The organism is Giesbergeria giesbergeri (genome assembly GCF_054779375.1).
In genome coordinates, this window is the sequence record NZ_BAAGYJ010000001.1 from 750,184 (window position 1) to 770,010 (window position 19,827).

A 19,827-nucleotide genomic window follows, 5' to 3' on the forward strand; every position below is an offset into this window, starting at 1 on the left:
AACGCCCGCCTACAAGCCACCGCCGATGAGCCAGATCACCCGCTGCCCGTCTTGCACGACTTTGTTTAAGGTCGTTCCAGATCAACTCCGCATTTCAGAAGGGTGGGTGCGTTGCGGTCATTGTGGGCATGTGTTTGATGCCACACAGCATCTACAGTCAGCGCCCCCATCAGTGGCTGGCGCGGTCGCTGAGACCACCAACAGCACCACACAGAGCGGTGCCTCCACCACGTTGGCTGCCACCCGCTCGCCACCGCCAGCACCCGAGCCACCGCCACCACCAGAAGACCCTTGGGAAATACCACTCCCTGCGCCACCTGCACCGCCCAGCCCCGAGGAGGTTGCCACAGCACCCCAAGAGGCGCTGGACTTTGCGGCCCCTGATCTGGATCTTGAACTCGATGTGCCCGTGGCCACCACCGGCCACACAACGCCCGCCCAGCCCCCAGTAGCCACAGCCAACGTGGTGCCTGCCGCCAGCAACATTGATCTGGACTGGCCCGAGGCCATCACTCCGCCACCACCGGCGCCGGTCTCTGCGCCCCCTGCACCGGCCCCACAGGTGCCTGCACCCATTCCGGCGGCCAGCATTCCCACCGATATCGATTGGCCCGAGCCAGCCCTGGAAGTGGATGCTGATCGTGCCGCAGAGGCAGAACTCGCCAACACCGCAGAGGCTGAATCAAACCCAAGCCCGGTCATGCCAGAATTGGATCTGGCACCTGTGTTGGCCCCTTTGCCCACGCCAGAAGACATCTTTGCTGTTCGCACGCCCACCGCCCCTATTGCTGCTTCGGATGAACGCATAGAACCCAGCGGCCCGTTGGAATGGACAGAGACACAGCCCCCTGCACCACGGTCTGCAACGCCGATGGCCGCTGCCATGCCCAGTGCGGTGCCAAGCAATGCAGCCCCCCACACACCCACCACAGAGCCGCCACAAAGCAAACGCACATCGCCCCCCCCAGCCAGCCCCAGCACAGAACTGCCCCCGCCCGAGGTTGGCCCCGATGAACCTTCTTTTGTACGGGCCGCACGGCGTCAAGCACTGTGGCGTAAACCGGCTGTGCGCCTCGGTCTGGGTCTACTGGCTATCGTGCTGTTGCTAGGGTTGCTGGGACAGATCTTGATCCACGACCGTCACCGGTTGGCAGCCTCACAACCCTCTTGGCGCCCCATGTTGGAACTGTTGTGTGCGCCGCTGGATTGCACAGTGCGCCTGCACCGGCAAATTGGTGCAGTGGTGGTGGAGAGCTCGTCCTTCAACCGTGTGGATGGCGGTGTTTATCACTTTGCAGTTACGCTCAAGAACCGCTCGGCCCTGATGCTGGAAATGCCTGCGGTAGAACTGACCTTGACCGATGCCAATGAACAAGCCGTGGTGCGGCGCGTGTTTACCCCGCAAGAACTCGGTGCCAGCAGCACCTTGGCACCCCAAGCAGAATTTAGCTCAACCTTGTTGGTACGTATCGCTACAAACAATACCCCTATGGCTGGATACCGGGTACTGGCGTTTTACCCCTGAACGCAATCCATCAAAAAACCCGGTGGGTTAGCACCGGGTTACAGGCATCAGCTCCAAGGCCGCTCAAAAACCAAACCCAACTCAGGGCTTAGTGCCTTGTGGGAATGGCCAGACTGCCTTTTCGTTCAGCGTGGTCTTGACGACAGGGGCCGTTGTGGCCTTGCTGGCCTTTTTGACTGCAGGTGCCTTAGCGGGTGCAGCAGCCTCTACAGGGGCTGGTGCAGCTGGCGCCGCCTTGGTAGAGGCCTTCTTGGCCACAGGCGCTTTTACGGCCTTCTTAACAGGTGCAGCAGGCGCTTCTGGAGCGGCTACGACGGGGGCTGCTGGTGCCGCAGCAGCCTTCTTGGCAGCCACCTTTTTGACAGCGGCAGGTGCCGCCTTGGGAGCGGGTGCAGCTGCTACGGCCTTCTTGGCTGCTGCAGGTTTTTTAGCTACTGCCTTTTTGGCCGCAGGTGCCGTTTCAGCCACTGCAGGTGCCTTCTTGGCCGCAGATTTTTTGGCAGCAGGGGCAGGAGCGGCTACTTCCGGTGCAACGGCCACAGGAGCCTTAACCACCTTCTTGGTGGCGGCCTTGGCTGGGGCAGCAGGCTTTTTGGTAGCCACAGCAGCCTTTTTGACGGGCGCAGCAACTACCACGGCCTCTGGCACAGGAGCAACGGCTTCTGCCTTGACAGCAGTGGCAGCAGCAGCCTTTTTGGCGGGGGCCGCTTTTTTGGGGGTGGCCGCCTTAGGGGCGGCGGGTTTCTTGGCAGGTGCCATTATGTTCTCCTTGGGACGATGAGCACAGAGCACTCCCGGCCTGTGAGAGGCCTGGAGAGGTTCATGGCAAGGCAAGACGCGCTTGCACCAGCATGAACATGAAAACGCTCCGCCAAGCTGCACGGTATCAGGGTGCAGCGGATGCGGGGCAGGTGAAAAAAAGCCATGAAAGTGCCGTGCTCAGGGTTTCAGTCCCAGGACAGGGCACCGCCCGACTGGTATTCAATCACGCGGGTTTCAAAGAAATTGCGTTCCTTTTTGAGATCGATCATTTCGCTCATCCAAGGAAACGGATTTTCTTCGTTCGGAAACAATGCCTCCAAGCCGATTTGCGTGGCCCGGCGGTTGGCGATGTAGCGCAAATAGCCTTTGAACATACCCGCATTCATGCCCAGCACACCACGCGGCATGGTGTCTTCAGCGTAGGCATATTCCAGTTCGACGGCGTGCAAGAACAATGCTTTAATTTCTTGCTGGAAGCTGGCCGTCCAAAGATGCGGATTTTCTAATTTGAGTTGGTTGATGAGGTCAATGCCAAAGTTGCAGTGCATAGACTCATCACGCAGAATGTATTGGTACTGCTCGGCGGCACCCGTCATTTTGTTTTGCCGGCCCAATGCCAAAATTTGCGTAAAGCCAACGTAGAAGAACAACCCTTCCATCAGACAAGCAAACACGATCAGACTCTTGAGCAACGTCTGGTCGGCTTCGGGCGTGCCTGTTTTGAAGGCAGGGTCCATGATGGCCTCAATGAACGGAATCAAGAACTGATCTTTGTCACGGATGGAAGGAATTTCGTGGTACGCATTGAAGATTTCGCCCTCATCCAGCCCCAGAGATTCCACAATGTATTGGTAGGCGTGGGTATGGATGGCTTCTTCAAACGCTTGGCGCAGCAAAAACTGGCGGCACTCGGGCGCAGTGATGTGGCGGTAAGTGCCCAGCACGATGTTGTTGGCCGCGAGGCTATCGGCAGTGACAAAAAATCCCAAGTTGCGCTTGACGATGCGACGCTCATCTTCGGTCAGGCCATTGGGGCTTTTCCAGAGGGCGATGTCGCGCGTCATGTTGACTTCTTGCGGCATCCAGTGGTTGGCGCAGGTGGCCAAGTATTTTTCCCAAGCCCATTTGTACTTGAACGGCACCAACTGGTTGACGTCCGTTTGGCCGTTGATGATGCGCTTGTCGGCTGCGCTAACGCGGCGATGGTTGCCCACCAACACCGGCGCTGCCGCAGCAGCCACAGGCACGGCAGGTGTGGGCACGGACTGGAAGCTCAGGGGCGAAAACTGTGGATGTGCTGAAGCACCCCAGCGGTTTTTAGGCAAACCGTTGTCGTGTGTTTTTTGCAGTGTGGGCGTAACTTCTTCGTCCCAAGTCAACATAGATTTTCCAGTGCTCGAATTATGAGAGCAGCGATTCCAAATGAAAAGCACCGAAACGCTGCACTGCGGGGTTTTTATAGGTTTGTGACCAATTTATTGACAGGCTTCGCAGCCCGGATCATCAATCGCACAAAAGCGGATATCGGTAGCCGGTGTCTCTGCCTCCACAAAAGCAGCCTGCACTGGGGGGGCCACTTGCCCCGAAGCCACCGCATTGAGCTGATGGCGCTGCACGGTGCTCATTTCCACATGGGTAGCACTTTGCGTGCGCAGGTAGTAAGTGGTTTTGAGACCACGCAGCCAGGCCAGTTTGTAGGTCTCATCCAGCTTTTTACCCGAAGCACCCGCCATGTAGATGTTGAGGCTTTGGGCTTGGTCAATCCACTTTTGGCGGCGCGATGCCGCCTCGACCAACCAACCCGGATCAATCTCAAAGGCGGTGGCATACAAGGCTTTGATATCTGTTGGCACCCGGTCAATCGCGTGCAGCGAGCCTTTGAAGTATTTGAGGTCAATCACCATGGCCTCATCCCACAGGCCCAAGCGTTGCAGGTCGTGCACCAAATAGTGGTTGATGACGGTGAACTCACCCGACAAATTGGACTTGACCGACAGATTGCCAAATGATGGCTCAATCGAGGCATCAACACCCACGATGTTGGAAATGGTGGCCGTAGGTGCAATGGCAACGCAATTGGAGTTACGCATGCCATCGCGGGCAATTTTGGCGCGCAGAGCTTCCCAGTCCAGCGTTTGCGAGCGGTCTACTTCGATATAACCGCCACGGGCTTGTGCCAGCAAATCAATCGAATCTTTGGGCAAAATACCCCGGCTCCACAAAGAACCATCGTAACTGGAATAGCGCCCACGCTCGGCCGCCAACTCGGTCGAGGCCCAGTAGGCGTAATAGCAAATGGCTTCCATCGAGCGGTCGGCAAACTCCACCGCTGGTACGGACGCATAAGGCAGGCGCAAGGCATACAGTGCGTCTTGGAAGCCCATGAGCCCCAAGCCCACTGGACGATGGCGCAAGTTGGACTCACGCGCCTTGGGCACGGCGTAGTAGTTGATGTCAATCACGTTGTCCAGCATCCGCATAGCGGTGCGGATGGTGCGCTGGAGCTTGTCGTGGTCTAGCTCTTTGCCGTGCGGGCCATCTTTCAGGTGCTGCGCCAAATTGACCGAGCCAAGGTTGCAGACGGCGGTTTCGGTGTCACTGGTGTTCAGGGTGATTTCGGTGTTCTTGGTGATCAAGCCATTGACTGTCCAAGCATGGGTCTCCGAATCTACCGACAAGCAATAGGCATCTTCGTTGGGCAAAGGCACCAAGCCGGTAAACGTGGCATACATCTTTTGGGCATAACCGGGCTTTTCCAGATTGGCCAGATAACGCTGGGCTGCCTCTGAGCCTCGGTGCGCGGCCAAGCCAGTAACGGCCTCGGCAATACGGCAGCCCTGAATCGATGTAATCAGCAAGCGGTACAGCGGCTTGCTCCAATAGGCTTGACGCCCCCCCTGACCGTCGGGCAACAGATGCTCTTCATGGCCGCGCATCTGGTTGATGGACGATTTGACACCAAAATTAGCCCACAGAATTTGCAGCTCTTGAATCAATTGCAAATCCACCGAAGCCAGCGCCAGCGTGGTGACATCTGCACTGCTGACGATGTTGCCATCGGCCAGATACAAGCCCTTCAGGTAAGCGGCCACCGTTTCGCGGTCGCCCTGCCAGACCAATTCAGGCACGCGGGTTTTGGTTTCCGCGCTAAAACCATGTTCGGCCAGCACACGGCGCAACGGGGCAGAGGCCAAACGCGCTTTGCCTACCTTGGGGTCGATGCGAAACACCGGCGTATTCACCGAGGTGGTGCGTAGCACCGTATTGCCTTCGAGCACCTCATGCACCACTTGGGTGGTGGGCTCCAACAGGTCGAAATCCTGCTCCCAAACATCGACAAAAACGCTGTGGTCGCCAAAAGTGCCATCACCAGCAATCAGGCCCATCAAGTAGCTCAATTGGGGTTGATGGCGCTTACCCCACAGCCCTTCTAATTGCTGGATGAGCAGATGATCGCCCGCCACCAAATGCTGGGCCTCGACCCAACCTCGGTCTTTGACCCACACTTTGTGGTCCGGCGTGACTTTGTGTTGGTAGCCTTCTTTGGTTTCAATGCGCACAATCGGCGCATTGGGCCGAGGCAAGAGCATCTCGGACGCGTCGTACACGCCATCTAACCCTACTACCTTGTTCTTGCCACCTTGGCGGAACAGCTCGCCCACGGTCACCAGTCCTCGGTCGGTCACAACGCGCTGGTCTGCGGTCATGCAACACAGGTTAGACGAATGCACTACCCCCGCATGTTGCTGTGGCGAGCGCACATTGCAAGCATCCTTGAAAGTAATCCACGGGTGCCCCGTCTCGAACAGCATGGTCAGCATCTTGCGCCACAGGTCGGTGGCTGGCAACACGCGGTGGTGCGGAATCTCGCCCCGGTCGGCTTTTTCCTCATAGGCCACATAGGCACGCTCAAAATCAGCGCCAAACAACTCATGTAGATCGGGCACATCGGAGGGCGAGAACAGCGTCCAGCGGCCTTTTTCCATGACCCGTTTCATGAACAGGTCTGGAATCCAGTTGGCGGTGTTCATGTCGTGCGTGCGGCGGCGGTCATCGCCGGTGTTTTTACGCAGCTCCAAGAACTCTTCGATGTCGAGGTGCCAAGTTTCCAGATAAGTGCAGACGGCCCCTTTGCGCTTGCCCCCGTTGTGTGCCAAGCCCGCCACGGTTTGGTAAGACGCGTCCACCTCCACCTTCAAATCGACCACCAGCGGCTTGGGCGTGATAGAGCGCACGGCCCGCACACGCGAGAACAGCACGCCATCGCGCACCAGCCAGTTGCGTTTGCCCACGGCTTGGCAGCCTAAACGCTGCGCCAAGGCCGGGATGGCCGGAATACGCAAATCAATACTGGTGCTGCTACCGGCAAACACCGCCTGCGAACCATCGGAGCGTTGGCCGGTATGGTTATGCTGGCGGGTGCGCTTTTGGCCGGAAACGGGCACACCCAAGCGCAGCAACTGGTAGCGCACGCCGTAGGCCAGTGGCTCAGAAGCCGAGGTAAAGCTCAACTCTTTGCCACGCGAAACGCAGCCATCGGTTTCCAACAAGCCGTGCAACAGCGCCAGCGTTTGGATGGTGGGCAGATGGCTTAGGCGCGGTGCAATGCGCTTTTGGTGCTGGGCATCGTACAGATCGTCATAGGCAAACGGCAAGGTGGGCGCGCCAGCCCCCACGATGCGCCCAGTGGTGCCATCGCGCAACGCGCCTTGGCCTGCTGCCCAGTGGATTTGCACATAGGTGCTGCCACGGGACGTTTCCCAGTAATGGAAGCCACGGGCCTCCAGATAACTGCGCACAAAGGCCAAATGTGCATCGCGCTGGGGGTTGCCCGACACGCTCCATTGCTGCCCCTGTTTGGACAGATGCCCATCGCCCAACAAAATGCCATACAACCGTGCATCGTCTTCGCTCAAACCGGGCACGGCCACCACTTCGGTGGGGATGGCAAAACCAATGTAATCCCCCGTCTGCAACTGGCCTGACTCTACCCAGCGAGCAGCCACTTTTCCCTTGTCCAGCCAAGCCTCGGTACGGGCGTTGGCTTGCCCCAAGGGCACGCCTTGAATGGCCCAAAAGGGATGGGCGTCCGTCACTTCCAGTGGTTCGATAGCGTGTTTGACCTCTATCGCCACCATAGGGTCGGTCTGGTTATAGACCATGCGCTGTGTCACTTCACGGTATTGGCCGCTGTGGCCCAACACCAAGTCGCCGCGCTGAATGTCGCGGATCGGGCGTGGCCCGGTAGCGGTATAGACCAAGGTATCGGGGGCAAAACACTGGTTCACCGCGACGGCGGTATCGTTCACCACCTTCAAAAACGGCACTACGCCCTGCGATTCTCCATTGGTGCCTTGGATGTGGCTGCCCAGCGCGCGCACGCGCGTCCAGTCGTTGCCTAAGCCACCGGCAAACTTGCTCAGTAGGGCGTTTTCTTTGATGGATTCATAGATACCACCCAAATCGTCGGGCACCGTGGTCAGGTAGCAACTGGACAATTGCGAGCGCAGTGTGCCGCTGTTGAACAGCGTGGGCGTGCTGCTCATGAAGTCAAAGCGCGACAGCACCTCGTAGAACTCGATGGCACGGGCTTCGCGGTCGCTTTCTTGTAAGGCCAAGCCCATCGCTACACGCATAAAAAAGGCTTGTGGCAGCTCAATGCGTTGTTTGCGTACATGCAAAAAGTAGCGGTCGTACAGGGTTTGCAGGCCCAGATAGTCAAACTGCAAATCGCGTGCTGGTTGCAAGGCCGCCGCCAGCCGGGGCAGGTCAAATTGGAGCAACTCGGGGTTGAGCAACTGGTGATCTACGCCTTGTTGGATAAAGCCCGGGAAATAATCTGCATACGCCGATGCCATGTCGGCAAGGTCGACTTCCCGGCCCAATACCTCCCGTGCAATGGTGTGCAACAGCAAACGGGCGGTGGCATAGGTGTAATCGGGGTTTTGTTCGATCAACGTGCGGGCAGCCAAAATGCCCGCCTTATAAACCTCGTCAATAGGCACGCCATCGTAGAGATTGCGTAGCGTTTCTTGCACGATGGGTTCGGCCCGCACCTCGGCCCCCAAGCCAGCACATGCCCCGGTGATCAGGCGATGCAAACGCTCCATGTCCAAATCCACCAGCACACCACCCTCCCATACCTGCAATGGGGCGGGTGCAGCGTGCGTGGCGGCTTGGGCCTCGGCGGCAGCCTGCTCTTGGGCCCGGCGCTCACGGTAGAGCACATAGGCATGGGCCACCTCTTGGTGGTCAAGGCGCAGCAATTGCAGTTCCACCTGATCGCGCACATCGTCGATATGGAATATGCCGCCCTCAGGACGAGAGCGCAACAAGGCATGAACCACTTTTTCCGTCAAAGTCGCCACCAACTCGCGCAGGCTTGCCGAAGCATCGCCTTGGGTGCCCGCCACAGCCAAAAAGGCCTTGGTGACAGCCACCGCAATTTTGGCGGGGGCAAAAGGCACCACATCGCCACTGCGCCGCTGAATTTGGTAGCGGGAGAAGTCCAGGCCAGCAAAAACGGATGGTGTGGAGGTAGAGGTGGAGGTATCGATGGGCATGGCGTCCTTGACTCGAACGGTATAAAAGGCATCGGGCGCCACTGGAAGGGAGGCGCCCGATGCACAAAAAAGAGAAGCAAAAGAACAGGTGCGGCAACACCAGACCCACTACCTATGGTGTATGGGCCGATCCGTTTGCACTAGGTATAGTGTATCCGACCGCCACCACCCCTACCGCTATCGGGGTAGCTTCAGCCTTGGGCAGACTGCGGAAAACAGGCGCTACCCCACGCCAGTTGCCGCTGCAACTGCACCCAGTCAAAGCCCGGGCCAGGGTCGCGTTTGCGCCCCGGTGCAATGTGCTCATGGCCGGCAATATGGGCAATGGTGGGATAGTGCTGGGCCAGATCAGCACAGAGTTGCACCAGCGTGGCGTACTGCGCTGGGGTAAAGCTATCGCCTTCCAGCCCTTCCAGTTCAATGCCCACCGAATCGTCGTTGCATTGCGACCGTCCCCGATAGCACGAAACCCCGGCATGCCAGGCCCGCGCGCCCACATCTACAAACTGCCACAGGGCACCATCACGCCGAATGAAAAAATGCGCCGACACTTCCAACCCACGAATGCTCTGATAGTAGGGATGTGCATCCCAATCCAGCTGATTGGTAAACAAAGCCGCCACCGCACCACCACCATACTGGCCTGGCGGCAAACTGATGGAGTGCACCACAATCAAGTCAACCACGGCCCCGGCTGGGCGTGGGCCAAAGTTGGGCGATGCCCGATGCACGGCCCCCCGATGCCAGCCCCCCTGCCACACACCATCAAGGCTGGGTACTGTCGGCACAGGAGAGGGCATCGGGTGGTTCGGCATCGTGTGGTGCAGTAATGTTCAAGCGGGCAATACGGTAACGGATCTGGCGCAGGCTGATTCCCAACCGGGCGGCAGCAGCGGTGCGATTGAAATGCACTTCATGCAAGGCGCGCACCAAAATATCACGCTCCTGCTGGTCTAGCCACGCTTGCAGATCGTTGGGCAAACTGCTGCCCAACACCGGAAGGCTGGGAACGGCGGTCATGGCCTGGCCCCACAAAGCAGCAGTGGGCACAGAACCCGTGGGGGCCATCTCTAATGCCTCTTCTACTTGTAGGCATTCACCATCGCTCAGTGCCACAGCACGGTGCAACAGGTTTTCCAGCTCGCGGACGTTGCCCGTCAGGGGATGCCGGGCCAGCGCAGCCAGCGCCTCGGGCGTCAATGCGGGCACCGCCACCCCAGACTCTTGCGCAATGCGCGCCAACAAGGTGTGGCACAGGGCAGGCAAGTCTTCGCGGCGCTCACGCAACGGGGGAATGACGATTTCGATCACATTCAGCCGGTAATACAAATCTTGGCGAAAGCGTCCTGCCTGCACGTCGGCAGCCAAGTCACGGTGTGTGGCACTGACGATGCGTACATCGACCGTCTCCTCCTGAGTACACCCCAAGGGACGAACACTACGCTCTTGAATGGCCCGCAACAGCTTGGACTGCATTGGCAAAGGCAAATCACCAATCTCATCCAAAAACAGCGTACCGCCTTGGGCCGCCTGAAAATAACCAGGACGATCTTGCGTCGCCCCCGTGTAGGAGCCTTTGCGGGCGCCAAAGAATTCGGCTTCTAGCAGGTTTTCGGGGATGGCACCACAATTGACGGCCACCAACGGCCCACCCGCACGCTGGCTGCTGGCATGCAAAGCCTGAGCAACCAACTCTTTGCCGGTGCCAGACTCGCCACGCACCAATACCGGCGCCATGCTGCGGGCGACTTTGAGCACCCGCTGCTTCACGTTGCGCATGGCTTCGGACTCGCCTACCAACCGCTCCAACGCCATGTGGGTTTCTTCCGTCCATGCGGGCACACCGCTGGCACGCCCCTCCAGCGCCTTTGGACTGCTGCGCGGGGGCGGCACACCGCCAGTGCCCTGTACCGCCGAAGCCACCACCGAACGAAACTGCTTGAGATCGACTGGTTTGGTCAAGTAGTCAAAGGCACCACAACGCAGAGCTTCTACGGCGTTTTCAGCCGAGCCATAGGCTGTCATCACGACACAGCGTTCGCGCCGCTGCTGTTCGCGCAGATCTTGCAATAGCTCCATGCCAAAGCCATCGGGCAAGCGCATATCAGTAATCACTACATCAAAGCGCACTGCCTGCAACTGCTGCCGGGCCTCCTGTACGGTGGCTGCCGTTTCCACGCGGTAGCCTGCACGCAGGAGCGTCAGCTCGTACAGGGTGCGCAGATCAGGCTCGTCGTCAACAACCAGAATGGAGGCAGCAGGAGCGTTCATGGTGGTAGGAGCCTTCAAACGACAGGTGAGTTATCGAACAGCAGGGAAATGGCCCGCTCTTTGCGGGCAGCCTTGCGAAAATTGACCGTGAAGGCGTTGCCTTCGATCATGCCGCGCGCAGTAGGGCGCTGCAAGCGTTGGTAGCTGATCGACGCCCCGTGGCGCTCGCACAACTCACGGCAGATGTACAAACCCAAGCCACTAGAGCGGCTCTCAGAGGAGAAAAATGGCTCGAACAAATGGCGCTCGACCGACTGATCCAGTCTGACCCCATCACTCCAGACTTGCAAACTGACTTGGCCTGCCGTATTGCTGCGGGTGAGCAGTTGTAGGGCATCGGGTGCCAAACTCATGTAGCGCAGCGCATTGTCCAACAAATTAACCAGCACGCGGCGCAGGTGTTCGGCATCAAACTCCACGGGGGCGTTATCGGCCTGCAAAGCCACTACCGCCACACGCCGCGCCGGGTCGTGCCCTTGCCAGTCACGCCAGATCTGGGCCACCACATCGTCTAGCGCCAACGTGGCTGGCGGAGCATAGGCAATCTGGCTTTGCACACGGGCAATATCCAACACATCTTCGGCAATGCGGGCCAGACGCTCGGCGTTTTGTTGCACCATCTGTGCCAAACGCTTTTGCACAGGATCGTGCAACTCCTCATCCAACAGGGCATTGGCCTGCACGATAGCCGCCAAGGGGTTGCGAATTTCATGGGCGACTGCTGCCGACATGCGCCCCATTGCTGCCAGCTTTTCGGTGCGCAGGCGGGCCTCGAGTTCGCGCAGGTCGTGCAAAAACATCACACACAGGCGCTCCTCTTCCCAATCTTGGCTGGCCGAATGCAGGGGCGTGAGCCAGCAGCGCACATGCAACCCCACCGGACTGTGCCCCGGTGAGAGCAGCGTCGCATCGGCAGTTTGGGCCAGCCCTTGGCCAAACGTGCGCTGGGCCAACATGCACAGTGGCTGCCAAGCTGCCTCCTGTAGCAACGAGAACGGGGGCAGCAGAGCCGGTGCATGGTTGAGCAGCCGCAGTGCCGCCGGGTTGGCCATGCGCACAATGTTGTCCTCATCCACCACCAAGACGCCATCGTTGAGGTTTTCGATCACCAACGTACTGACTTGGCGTTGCATTTGTGCTGCACGCCGGTTGTGTTGCGCTACCTGACTTTCACGCACCAGACGCGTAGAGAGCTGATGCACCAGAAACGCCACGATGAAATAGCCCGTGCCCGTCAGGGCCGCTTGCAAATAACGTGGGGCCGGGTCGCTGCCACTTTGCTCCCCCAACCACCAAGCCCAACCCAACAGCAGCAAGGTGGCGGCTGCGGTAGTCCCCCAAGCCAACATCAAGGTGCCCAACACCGCCGCCATCAAAATGGGCAGCCCCAACAGTGCGGTGAAGTTCATGCCACCAGTGTGCAGCCATTGCAACAGCCCCACTGCCAACAAATCGACCCCTATCGATGGCAACCACTGTGGCCCTGCCTGTGGCGCGGGCGGTGTATGGCGGGCTAGCACCCGCAGCAGCAAAGTAGCCACCAAATACACCAGTGGCACCGCCAGCATCCACGGATCAACGTGCTGACTGAACACCTGCCCAATGGCCTGCAACAGCAACAACGCCAGCGCCACCATCACCCGTCCTGTCAAAAAACCATGCCACAAACGCAAAAAAGGGCGGTCTTCAGGAGCAGGAGAAAACGGAGGGCGGGTATCGGGAATGATGCTACGGGCGGGCATGGTGTTGCTGGTGCTCAAGACAGCAGTAGTACCGTGTGCCTTGGGCCAAGGCCTCATTGCGCGGCACATGCAAGCCACAGTGGGCACAAGGCACCATGTCTAAGGCAGAAGCGGGCGTCTGCTGCGCAGTCTGGGGGGGCTGCCGGGGGGCCGTGCCCTGGCGCATTTGTGCCCGCCGCCCACTACGCCACCAGCCATAGGCCAACACCAGCACGATCAACAGCACCAAGTATTTCATGCGCCACGCCCCAAAACCACTTCCAGGACAAAGCGCGAACCCGCATAAGCCAGCAACAACAAAGACGTACCGGCATACAGCATACGCACGGCACTGCGTCCACGCCAGCCAAAACGCGCCCGGCCCAACAACAAGGCCGCCAACGTCAACCACGACAGCACCGAGAACACCGCTTTGTGATCCCAACGCCAGGTACGGCCATACAGCGCCTCAGCAAACAACACGCCGGCCAACAAAGTGGCCGTGAGCAGCACAAAGCCAGCCGCCACAAAACGGAAAGTGAGCCGCTCCAAAGTGAGCAGTGGCAGGCCGCTATGGGCGTCTAGCCCTAAACGAATCTGTCGCTCGGCCCGCACCATCAAGGCGGCGTGGACGACTGCAGCCGCCAACAACCCATAACACGCAATGCCCAAAGCCAAATGCAAAGGCAACCAAGCGGAGGCCGTCATGGGCAAAGGCTGGCCCGGAAACAGCAGCGCCAGCAACACCGCCAGAGCCCCCAGCAAAGCCAGCGCCCAACGTGCCTGCAACTGCGGAAACCATTGGCGCTCGACCGCATAGACAGTCAGCACCAGCCAACCCGTTGTAGACAAGGCCGGGCCAAAGCCAAAGCGGGGCACTGCCCCCAACATGCCCCAGACCAGCACCGCAGCATGGGCACACCATGCCAACGCCAACGCCATACGGGCTGCCGCCGCCTGCCAGCGCGCGGGCGCTGCCGCAGGTACCGCATAGGCTGCGGCGGCCACCAATCCAAGCAGCCACAAGGCCGGGGATACGCTGGGTAAAATCATGGGTCACAGTTTACCTTTCGCCCGCTGCCCGCAGCCCTGGCACCACCGTCCGCCGCCGTCCTGGCACCGGGCGCTTCTTCCTTCATCCCCGGAATACCGCTCTATGGCCTCCGCCCTTACCGACAAACTCTCGCGCCTCGTCAAGGAGATGCGCGGTCAGGCCCGCATCACCGAATCCAATGTGCAAGACATGCTGCGCGAAGTGCGCATGGCCCTGCTAGAGGCCGATGTGGCCCTGCCTGTGGTGCGCGACTTTATCGCCCGCGTCAAGGAAAAAGCCTTAGGCCAAGAAGTGCTCGGCTCACTCAAGCCGGGGCAAGCCTTGGTGGGCATCGTCAACCGCGAGCTGGCCGCCACGATGGGCGAGGGTGTCTCCGACATCAACCTCAATGCGCAACCCCCTGCCGTGATTTTGATGGCCGGTTTGCAAGGGGCGGGTAAAACCACCACCACCGCCAAACTAGCCAAGCACCTGATCGAAAAGCGCAAGAAAAAAGTGCTGACCGTCTCGGGCGACGTGTACCGGCCCGCTGCGATTGAGCAGCTTAAAACCGTGACCAAACAGGCTGGTGCCGAATGGTTTCCAAGCTCTCCCGATCAAAAGCCGCTGGACATCGCCCACGCGGCGCTCGACTACGCCAAAAAGCACTACTTTGATGTGCTGTTGGTGGATACCGCTGGGCGTTTGGCCATTGACGAAGCACTGATGCTAGAAATCCAGCAGTTGCACACAGCACTCCATCCAATTGAGACCCTGTTTGTGGTGGATGCCATGCAGGGCCAAGATGCGATCAATACGGCCAAAGCCTTCAAAGAGGCATTGCCGCTCACAGGCATTGTGCTGACCAAACTCGATGGTGACTCGCGCGGTGGTGCGGCACTGTCAGTGCGCCAAATCACCGGAGCCCCCATCAAGTTTGCCGGTGTCAGTGAAAAAATTGACGGCCTAGAAGTATTTGATGCCGAGCGCCACGCCGGGCGTGTGTTGGGCATGGGCGACATCGTGGCACTGGTGGAACAGGTAGCTGCAGGGGTGGATATGGAGGCCGCACAAAAGCTGGCCGCCAAAGTCAAAAGTGGCGACGGTTTTGATCTGAACGACTTCTTGGGCCAGCTCCAACAGATGAAGCAGATGGGCGGCCTCTCGAGTCTGATGGACAAGCTGCCCGCACAGCTCACCGCTCAGGCTGGTGCTGTGGATATGGACAAGGCCGAAAAAGAAATCAAGCGCAAAGAAGGCATCATCCAAAGCATGACGCCCATGGAGCGGCGCAAGCCCGAACTTATCAAGGCTACGCGCAAAAAACGCATTGCCAACGGCGCAGGAGTGCAGGTACAAGAAGTCAACCGTCTGCTCAAAGAGTTTGAGCAAATGCAGGCCATGATGAAGAAGATGAAAGGCGGCGGCCTGATGAAGATGATGAAAAAGCTCGGCGGCATGAAGGGCATGGGCGGCTTGGGAGGGATGCCCAAGATGCCGTTTTAAGCCCAGTCTTAAGCCAGCATTCAGTGAACAACCCTACAGTGGGTGCCATGAAACACCATCTCTTGGCCTCGTTCTATCCCCTGGCAAGACACCCACGCCGCAACGCCTTGTTGCTGGCGCTGTGCTGCTGCACCATGTTGGCAGCAGCACCGGCACAGGCCAGCGCCCCCCAAGAAAAAGTGTTCTGCACCAATGCCCCACGGGCGCAATGGATCTCAGAGGCGCAAGCGCGCGAACGCTTTCGGGCACAAGACTACGTGTTGGTCAAATACAAAGTCTCCCGTGGCAACTGCCACGAGTTTTATGCAGTCGATGCCCAAGGGGGCGTGGTAGAAAGCTACCTGCACCCCATCACCGGCGAAGCCGTACGCACCACACGACTGCCGCCACCAGTGCCCACCAAGCCGGGCTCTGCGTCAGAGCAGCGCAGTCGTTGACGGCACTAGGGATGGTCTTTTTCAAGCAGCAGCCAAGGCGGGCCGCAGCGGCGCCCAGTGGGCCGCTGTGGTGTGGTGATGGTTTACAACCGCACTCCCCCCCGGCTTGTGGTGGAGTTTGAATACCGCCACCGTTTGCACCAGCTCCTGCGCTTGTAACTTCAAACCCGATGCGGCGGCGGCCATCTCCTCAACCAGAGCTGCATTTTGCTGGGTGGCCTGATCCATCTCGATGACGGCTTGCCCTACCTGTGCCACACCAGTGCTTTGCTCAACGCTGGCCGCACTGATCTGGCCGACAAAGTCCGTCACACGCTGAATGCTACCCACGATCTCCTGCATGGTGGCACCCGCCTGATCGACCAACGCCGTGCCCTGCTCCACCTGTGCCACACTGGCAGTGATCAGCGCCTTGATCTCTCGGGCGGCTTGTGCAGAACGGCCAGCCAAAGAACGCACCTCGCCCGCCACCACTGCAAAGCCACGCCCTTGGTCACCTGCCCGTGCTGCTTCTACTGCGGCATTGAGCGCCAGAATGTTGGTTTGGAACGCAATGCCATCAATCACACTGATGATGTCGGCAATTTTCTTGCTGCCGTGGTTAATCTCGCGCATGGTATCGACCACCTGTGCCACCACCTGCCCCCCTTGCAGTGCGACGCTAGAGGCGTTTTGCGCCAAGTCGTTGGCCCGTCGCGCATGGTCAGCATTGTGTGTGACTGTAGAGCCCAGTTCCTCCATAGAAGCGGCGGTCTCTTGCAATGCGCTGGCCTGGCACTCAGTACGGACAGACAAATCGTGGTTGCCGTTGGCAATTTCGGCACTGGCGCTAGACACTGCATCGGCCCCTTGGCGCACCGAGGACACCACCCGAATCAGGTTGTCTTGCATCGTCTTCATCTGTGCCATCAGGCTGGTACGGTCGCCCGGCTGGAGGCGAATGTCATACCCCAAATCACCCTGAGCGATGGCCTGCGCCAATGCAGCGGCCTCTCGGGGCTCGCCTCCCAATTCCTTCGTCAAATTGCGAATAATCAGCAGGGCAATTGCCACCGTCATCCAAACAGAGAACAAGCCCAAGCCGATCATCACAACTCTGGTCGTGTGAAAAGCATCGTCTGACCTCTGAGCATCGCTTGTCATCAACTCTGCTTCAAATTGGATCAACTGCTGCACAGCGGCCTTATAGCGAAGCAGAACGGGGCGCAACTGGTGAGCCAAATAGACCTTGGCCTCATCGTCTTTGCCCGCCTTGACCAAAGCCATCAGGTTTTCCTGCCCGGCCACATACTGCTCTCGACCATCCAACACTTGCCGCAAAAGCTCTTTGCCTTTGGGCAAAACAATCGTTTTTTCCAAGTGGTCAACACTGGCGGCAATCAGCTTGCGCGAGGCATAAACGCTGTCTATCTGCCGTTGACGATCTGCTGCATCGTCGTTGAGCAACAGATTGCGCAAGGCGATCGCAATGTTGTTGGTTTCGTTCAGGATGTCAATCGACTGAGAGACCTTGGGCCAACGATCACTGATGACGAAAGAAAAATCGTCGTTGGCCGCTTTTTGCTGCATCAACCCGTAACCAATGATCACTATCAACACCAGGCTGATGAGGCCAAAGCCGAAGGACAAACGGGTAGCGACTTTGAGATTTTTCATGATTTGTCCTAGACAAATAAATTATTTATTCATAATGTAGTCAGCAAAATTTACTACGTCAACCAACTCTTCTATATTTGTACTAGACAAAATGAACACCCCAAGCTTTAACATCGCCACCATCGAGCGCGAGACGGGGCTGTCAAAAGATGTTCTGCGCATCTGGGAGCGCCGCTATGGTTTTCCGGTGCCCGACCGCGATGCCAACGGGGAACGGCTCTACCCTGCACAGCAACTCGAACGTCTGCGCCTGATAAAACGTCTGATAGACCAAGGACATCGGCCCGGCAAATTGATGGCTGCCTCGGATGACACCTTGGCTCAATGGGCGCTCAAGCAGCCCTTGCGGTACACAGAAAATGCACAGTCCTCTGAGGCCCACCATGCACTCACTGAACTGCTCAGCCCCATCCAACAACACGATGTGGCAGGCTACCAACACGCCATGCAGCAGCGGCTGGCCCGCCAAGGTTTGATGCATTTTGTCCAGCACACGGTGGCTCCGTTGGCCCAAGAGGTGGGCGAGGCTTGGGCATCTGGGTGTTTGGCAATTTTTGAGGAGCACCTATTTACCGAGTTGACGCAACGTTTGCTACGCCAAGCCATTGCCAACTTACCTAGGCCCACCAGCCGCCCACGCATTGTGTTGACCACAGTGCCCGAAGAACAACACGCCTTGGGCTTGTTAATGGTGGAGAGCCTATTGGCCTTGGAAGGGGCCACTTGTATTCCGTTGGGCACGCAAACACCTCTGGCCGAAATCAGCCGGGCAGTGCAGGCCCACCAAGCCGACATCGTGGCGCTGTCGTTCTCTAGCACTTTTCCAAAAAGGCAACTGACCAATACACTCCAAACGCTGCGGCAGCTACTGCCCCCCACCGTAGAACTCTGGGTGGGGGGTAATGGCGTTGCCAACCAGCGCAGCAACCAAGATTATTGGGTGCTCCCCGGCTTGGAAGAGCCCCTGTCTCGCTTGGCGCAATGGCGGGCCGAATGTCTCCCCCCTTGGCACCGGCTACAGCAACCTCCTCCACATGAGCATGCGAAAAAAATCTGAGTTGCCACACAAAATCTGCCTGTGTTGTGGCTTGCCTTTTACTTGGCGCAAAAAGTGGGCACGCGATTGGCAGCAAGTGAAATACTGCTCGGAACGTTGCCGTCGCCGCACAGTGCAAAAATGAAAAAACCGGCCTCCAGCCGGTTCTTTTGCATGCTACTGCAACGGGGTGGTCTTAACGCTCGTCAAAGCTAATCGTCACCTGTTCGCTAGTGGGGCGTGCTTGGCAACTCAAGACAAAACCTTGGGCGATTTCATCGGCTTCTAAGGTGTAGTTTTTGTCCATCGTGACCGAACCACACAGCACCTTGGCACGGCAGGTGCAGCACACGCCGGCTTTGCACGAGAACGACAAATCCAGACCGGCGTCCAACCCCACATCCAGCACCCGCTCAGTCGAGGCCATGGTCATGTGGTGTTCTGTGCCATCGACCACAATGGTCAGTTGCACCGTGCGCGCAGCCGAAGCCTTGGGGGCATCAATGCTCACCACCTGCGCGCCCGCTGGCGCACCTGCACTAAAACGCTCGCTGTAGACCCGGTTGGCAGGCACACCCGCTTCCACCAACGTTTTTTCGACCGCATCCATCATAGGCTCAGGGCCGCAGATGAACACTTCGTCCATGCTCTTAACGGGCAGGAAGGCAGCGATCAGGGCGCGCACCTTATCACCATCGATCAGGCCTTGCAGCAAGTCCACTTCTTGGGCTTGGCTGGACAGAATGTGGATCATGGTGAAGCGACCGGCAAAACGATCTTTCAGATCTTGCAGGGCTTCGTTAAACATGACGGTGGCCATGTTGCGGTTGCCATAGACCAGCGTGAACTTGGACTCGGGCTGCTCTTCCAGCGTGGTGGCAGCAATCGACAAAATCGGGGTAATACCCGAGCCACCGGCAAAACCCACGCGGTGCAGGGCACGCTGTTTTTTCACCACAAAACGGCCATCCGGCGGCATCACACTCAGTGCGTCACCGGCCTTGACCTCAGTGGTGGCCCAATTAGAGAACAGACCGTTTTCTACTGCACGGATACCCACTTCGATTTCGCCTTGGCGGGTCAGGCGGCTGCGGGGGCTGCTGATGGAGTAGTTGCGGCGCACATCTTGGCCGTTGATGGTGGCGCGCAGCGTCAGAAATTGGCCCGGCTCAAAAGCGAAGGTTTCGCGCAGATTGGCCGGGATGTCAAAAGTGATGGCCACCGCACCAGCCGCTTCCGGGCTGACGCGCTTGACCTTGAGTTCATGGAAATGGGGAGCAGACATGCTGGCGTTTCCGGTAATGGCGTTGATAAGCC

General features: G+C 58.6%; 15 protein-coding genes and 2 pseudogenes. 5 read left to right on the plus strand and 12 right to left on the minus strand.

Features of this window, described 5'->3' with window-relative positions; all coding sequences use genetic code 11:
- Positions 1-25: 25 nt before the first annotated feature.
- The gene (locus ACYVB2_RS03405) at positions 26-1,525 is read left to right on the plus strand and encodes a DUF3426 domain-containing protein (RefSeq protein ID WP_382429013.1); all 1,500 of its coding nucleotides are present in this window, start codon (positions 26-28) and stop codon (positions 1,523-1,525) included.
- Positions 1,526-1,606: 81 nt separating this feature from the next.
- On the opposite strand, the gene ACYVB2_RS03410 is transcribed toward ACYVB2_RS03405, so the two are convergent.
- The 10 genes and pseudogenes from ACYVB2_RS03410 to ACYVB2_RS03455 form a co-directional block, all read right to left on the minus strand.
- Entirely contained in the window at positions 1,607-2,284 is a 678-nt protein-coding gene (locus tag ACYVB2_RS03410; protein WP_382429011.1) for a histone H1, read from the minus strand.
- Positions 2,285-2,472: 188 nt separating this feature from the next.
- A complete protein-coding gene (locus ACYVB2_RS03415; RefSeq protein ID WP_382429009.1) occupies positions 2,473-3,669 on the minus strand; it encodes a ribonucleotide-diphosphate reductase subunit beta in 1,197 nt (398 codons plus the stop codon).
- Between the two features lie 93 nt (positions 3,670-3,762).
- Positions 3,763-6,660: an LAGLIDADG family homing endonuclease gene (locus ACYVB2_RS03420; protein ID WP_460535386.1), complete on the minus strand. Its 2,898-nt coding sequence runs from the start codon at positions 6,658-6,660 to the stop codon at positions 3,763-3,765.
- Positions 6,661-6,696: 36 nt separating this feature from the next.
- Positions 6,697-7,449: pseudogene (locus ACYVB2_RS03425) on the minus strand (LAGLIDADG family homing endonuclease); the annotation flags it as partial.
- Positions 7,450-7,566: 117 nt separating this feature from the next.
- Positions 7,567-8,850 (minus strand): annotated as a pseudogene (locus ACYVB2_RS03430) (ribonucleotide reductase N-terminal alpha domain-containing protein); the annotation flags it as partial.
- Between the two features lie 191 nt (positions 8,851-9,041).
- Positions 9,042-9,650, minus strand: coding sequence for a 1,6-anhydro-N-acetylmuramyl-L-alanine amidase AmpD (ampD, locus tag ACYVB2_RS03435; protein ID WP_382429007.1), 609 nt, complete (start codon positions 9,648-9,650; stop codon positions 9,042-9,044).
- Positions 9,616-11,121, minus strand: a complete 1,506-nt coding sequence (locus ACYVB2_RS03440) for a sigma-54-dependent transcriptional regulator (protein WP_382429005.1) — start codon at positions 11,119-11,121, stop codon at positions 9,616-9,618. The genes ampD and ACYVB2_RS03440 overlap by 35 nt, the downstream gene beginning before the upstream one ends.
- A 14-nt stretch (positions 11,122-11,135) precedes the next feature.
- Positions 11,136-12,863, minus strand: coding sequence for a two-component system sensor histidine kinase NtrB (locus tag ACYVB2_RS03445; RefSeq protein ID WP_460535274.1), 1,728 nt, complete (start codon positions 12,861-12,863; stop codon positions 11,136-11,138).
- The gene (locus ACYVB2_RS03450) at positions 12,850-13,101 is read right to left on the minus strand and encodes a PP0621 family protein (RefSeq protein ID WP_382429001.1); all 252 of its coding nucleotides are present in this window, start codon (positions 13,099-13,101) and stop codon (positions 12,850-12,852) included. Before ACYVB2_RS03450 ends, ACYVB2_RS03445 begins: the two co-directional genes overlap by 14 nt.
- Positions 13,098-13,895: a cytochrome C assembly family protein gene (locus tag ACYVB2_RS03455; protein ID WP_382428999.1), complete on the minus strand. Its 798-nt coding sequence runs from the start codon at positions 13,893-13,895 to the stop codon at positions 13,098-13,100. The genes ACYVB2_RS03450 and ACYVB2_RS03455 overlap by 4 nt, the downstream gene beginning before the upstream one ends.
- Before the next feature lie 103 nt (positions 13,896-13,998).
- Between ACYVB2_RS03455 and ffh the strand changes: the two genes are divergently transcribed.
- A complete protein-coding gene (ffh, locus tag ACYVB2_RS03460; protein WP_382428997.1) occupies positions 13,999-15,381 on the plus strand; it encodes a signal recognition particle protein in 1,383 nt (460 codons plus the stop codon).
- Positions 15,382-15,428: 47 nt separating this feature from the next.
- Positions 15,429-15,818, plus strand: a complete 390-nt coding sequence (locus tag ACYVB2_RS03465) for a PepSY domain-containing protein (protein ID WP_382428995.1) — start codon at positions 15,429-15,431, stop codon at positions 15,816-15,818.
- A 21-nt stretch (positions 15,819-15,839) separates the two neighbouring features.
- Here ACYVB2_RS03465 and ACYVB2_RS03470 read toward each other — a convergent pair whose 3' ends face one another.
- Positions 15,840-17,474 (minus strand): methyl-accepting chemotaxis protein, encoded by a 1,635-nt coding sequence (locus tag ACYVB2_RS03470; RefSeq protein ID WP_382428993.1) that lies wholly within the window; start codon positions 17,472-17,474, stop codon positions 15,840-15,842.
- Between the two features lie 91 nt (positions 17,475-17,565).
- On the opposite strand from ACYVB2_RS03470, the gene ACYVB2_RS03475 reads away from it, so the two are divergent.
- Together ACYVB2_RS03475 and ACYVB2_RS03480 are read left to right on the plus strand one after the other, a co-directional pair.
- Positions 17,566-18,531, plus strand: a complete 966-nt coding sequence (locus tag ACYVB2_RS03475; protein ID WP_382428991.1) for a MerR family transcriptional regulator — start codon at positions 17,566-17,568, stop codon at positions 18,529-18,531.
- Positions 18,509-18,655 (plus strand): DUF2256 domain-containing protein, encoded by a 147-nt coding sequence (locus ACYVB2_RS03480; RefSeq protein WP_382428989.1) that lies wholly within the window; start codon positions 18,509-18,511, stop codon positions 18,653-18,655. The genes ACYVB2_RS03475 and ACYVB2_RS03480 overlap by 23 nt, the downstream gene beginning before the upstream one ends.
- 51 nt (positions 18,656-18,706) lie before the next feature.
- Here ACYVB2_RS03480 and ACYVB2_RS03485 read toward each other — a convergent pair whose 3' ends face one another.
- On the minus strand, positions 18,707-19,795 hold the full coding sequence (locus ACYVB2_RS03485; protein WP_382428987.1) for a 2Fe-2S iron-sulfur cluster-binding protein: 1,089 nt from the start codon (positions 19,793-19,795) through the stop codon (positions 18,707-18,709).
- Positions 19,796-19,827: the final 32 nt, after the last annotated feature.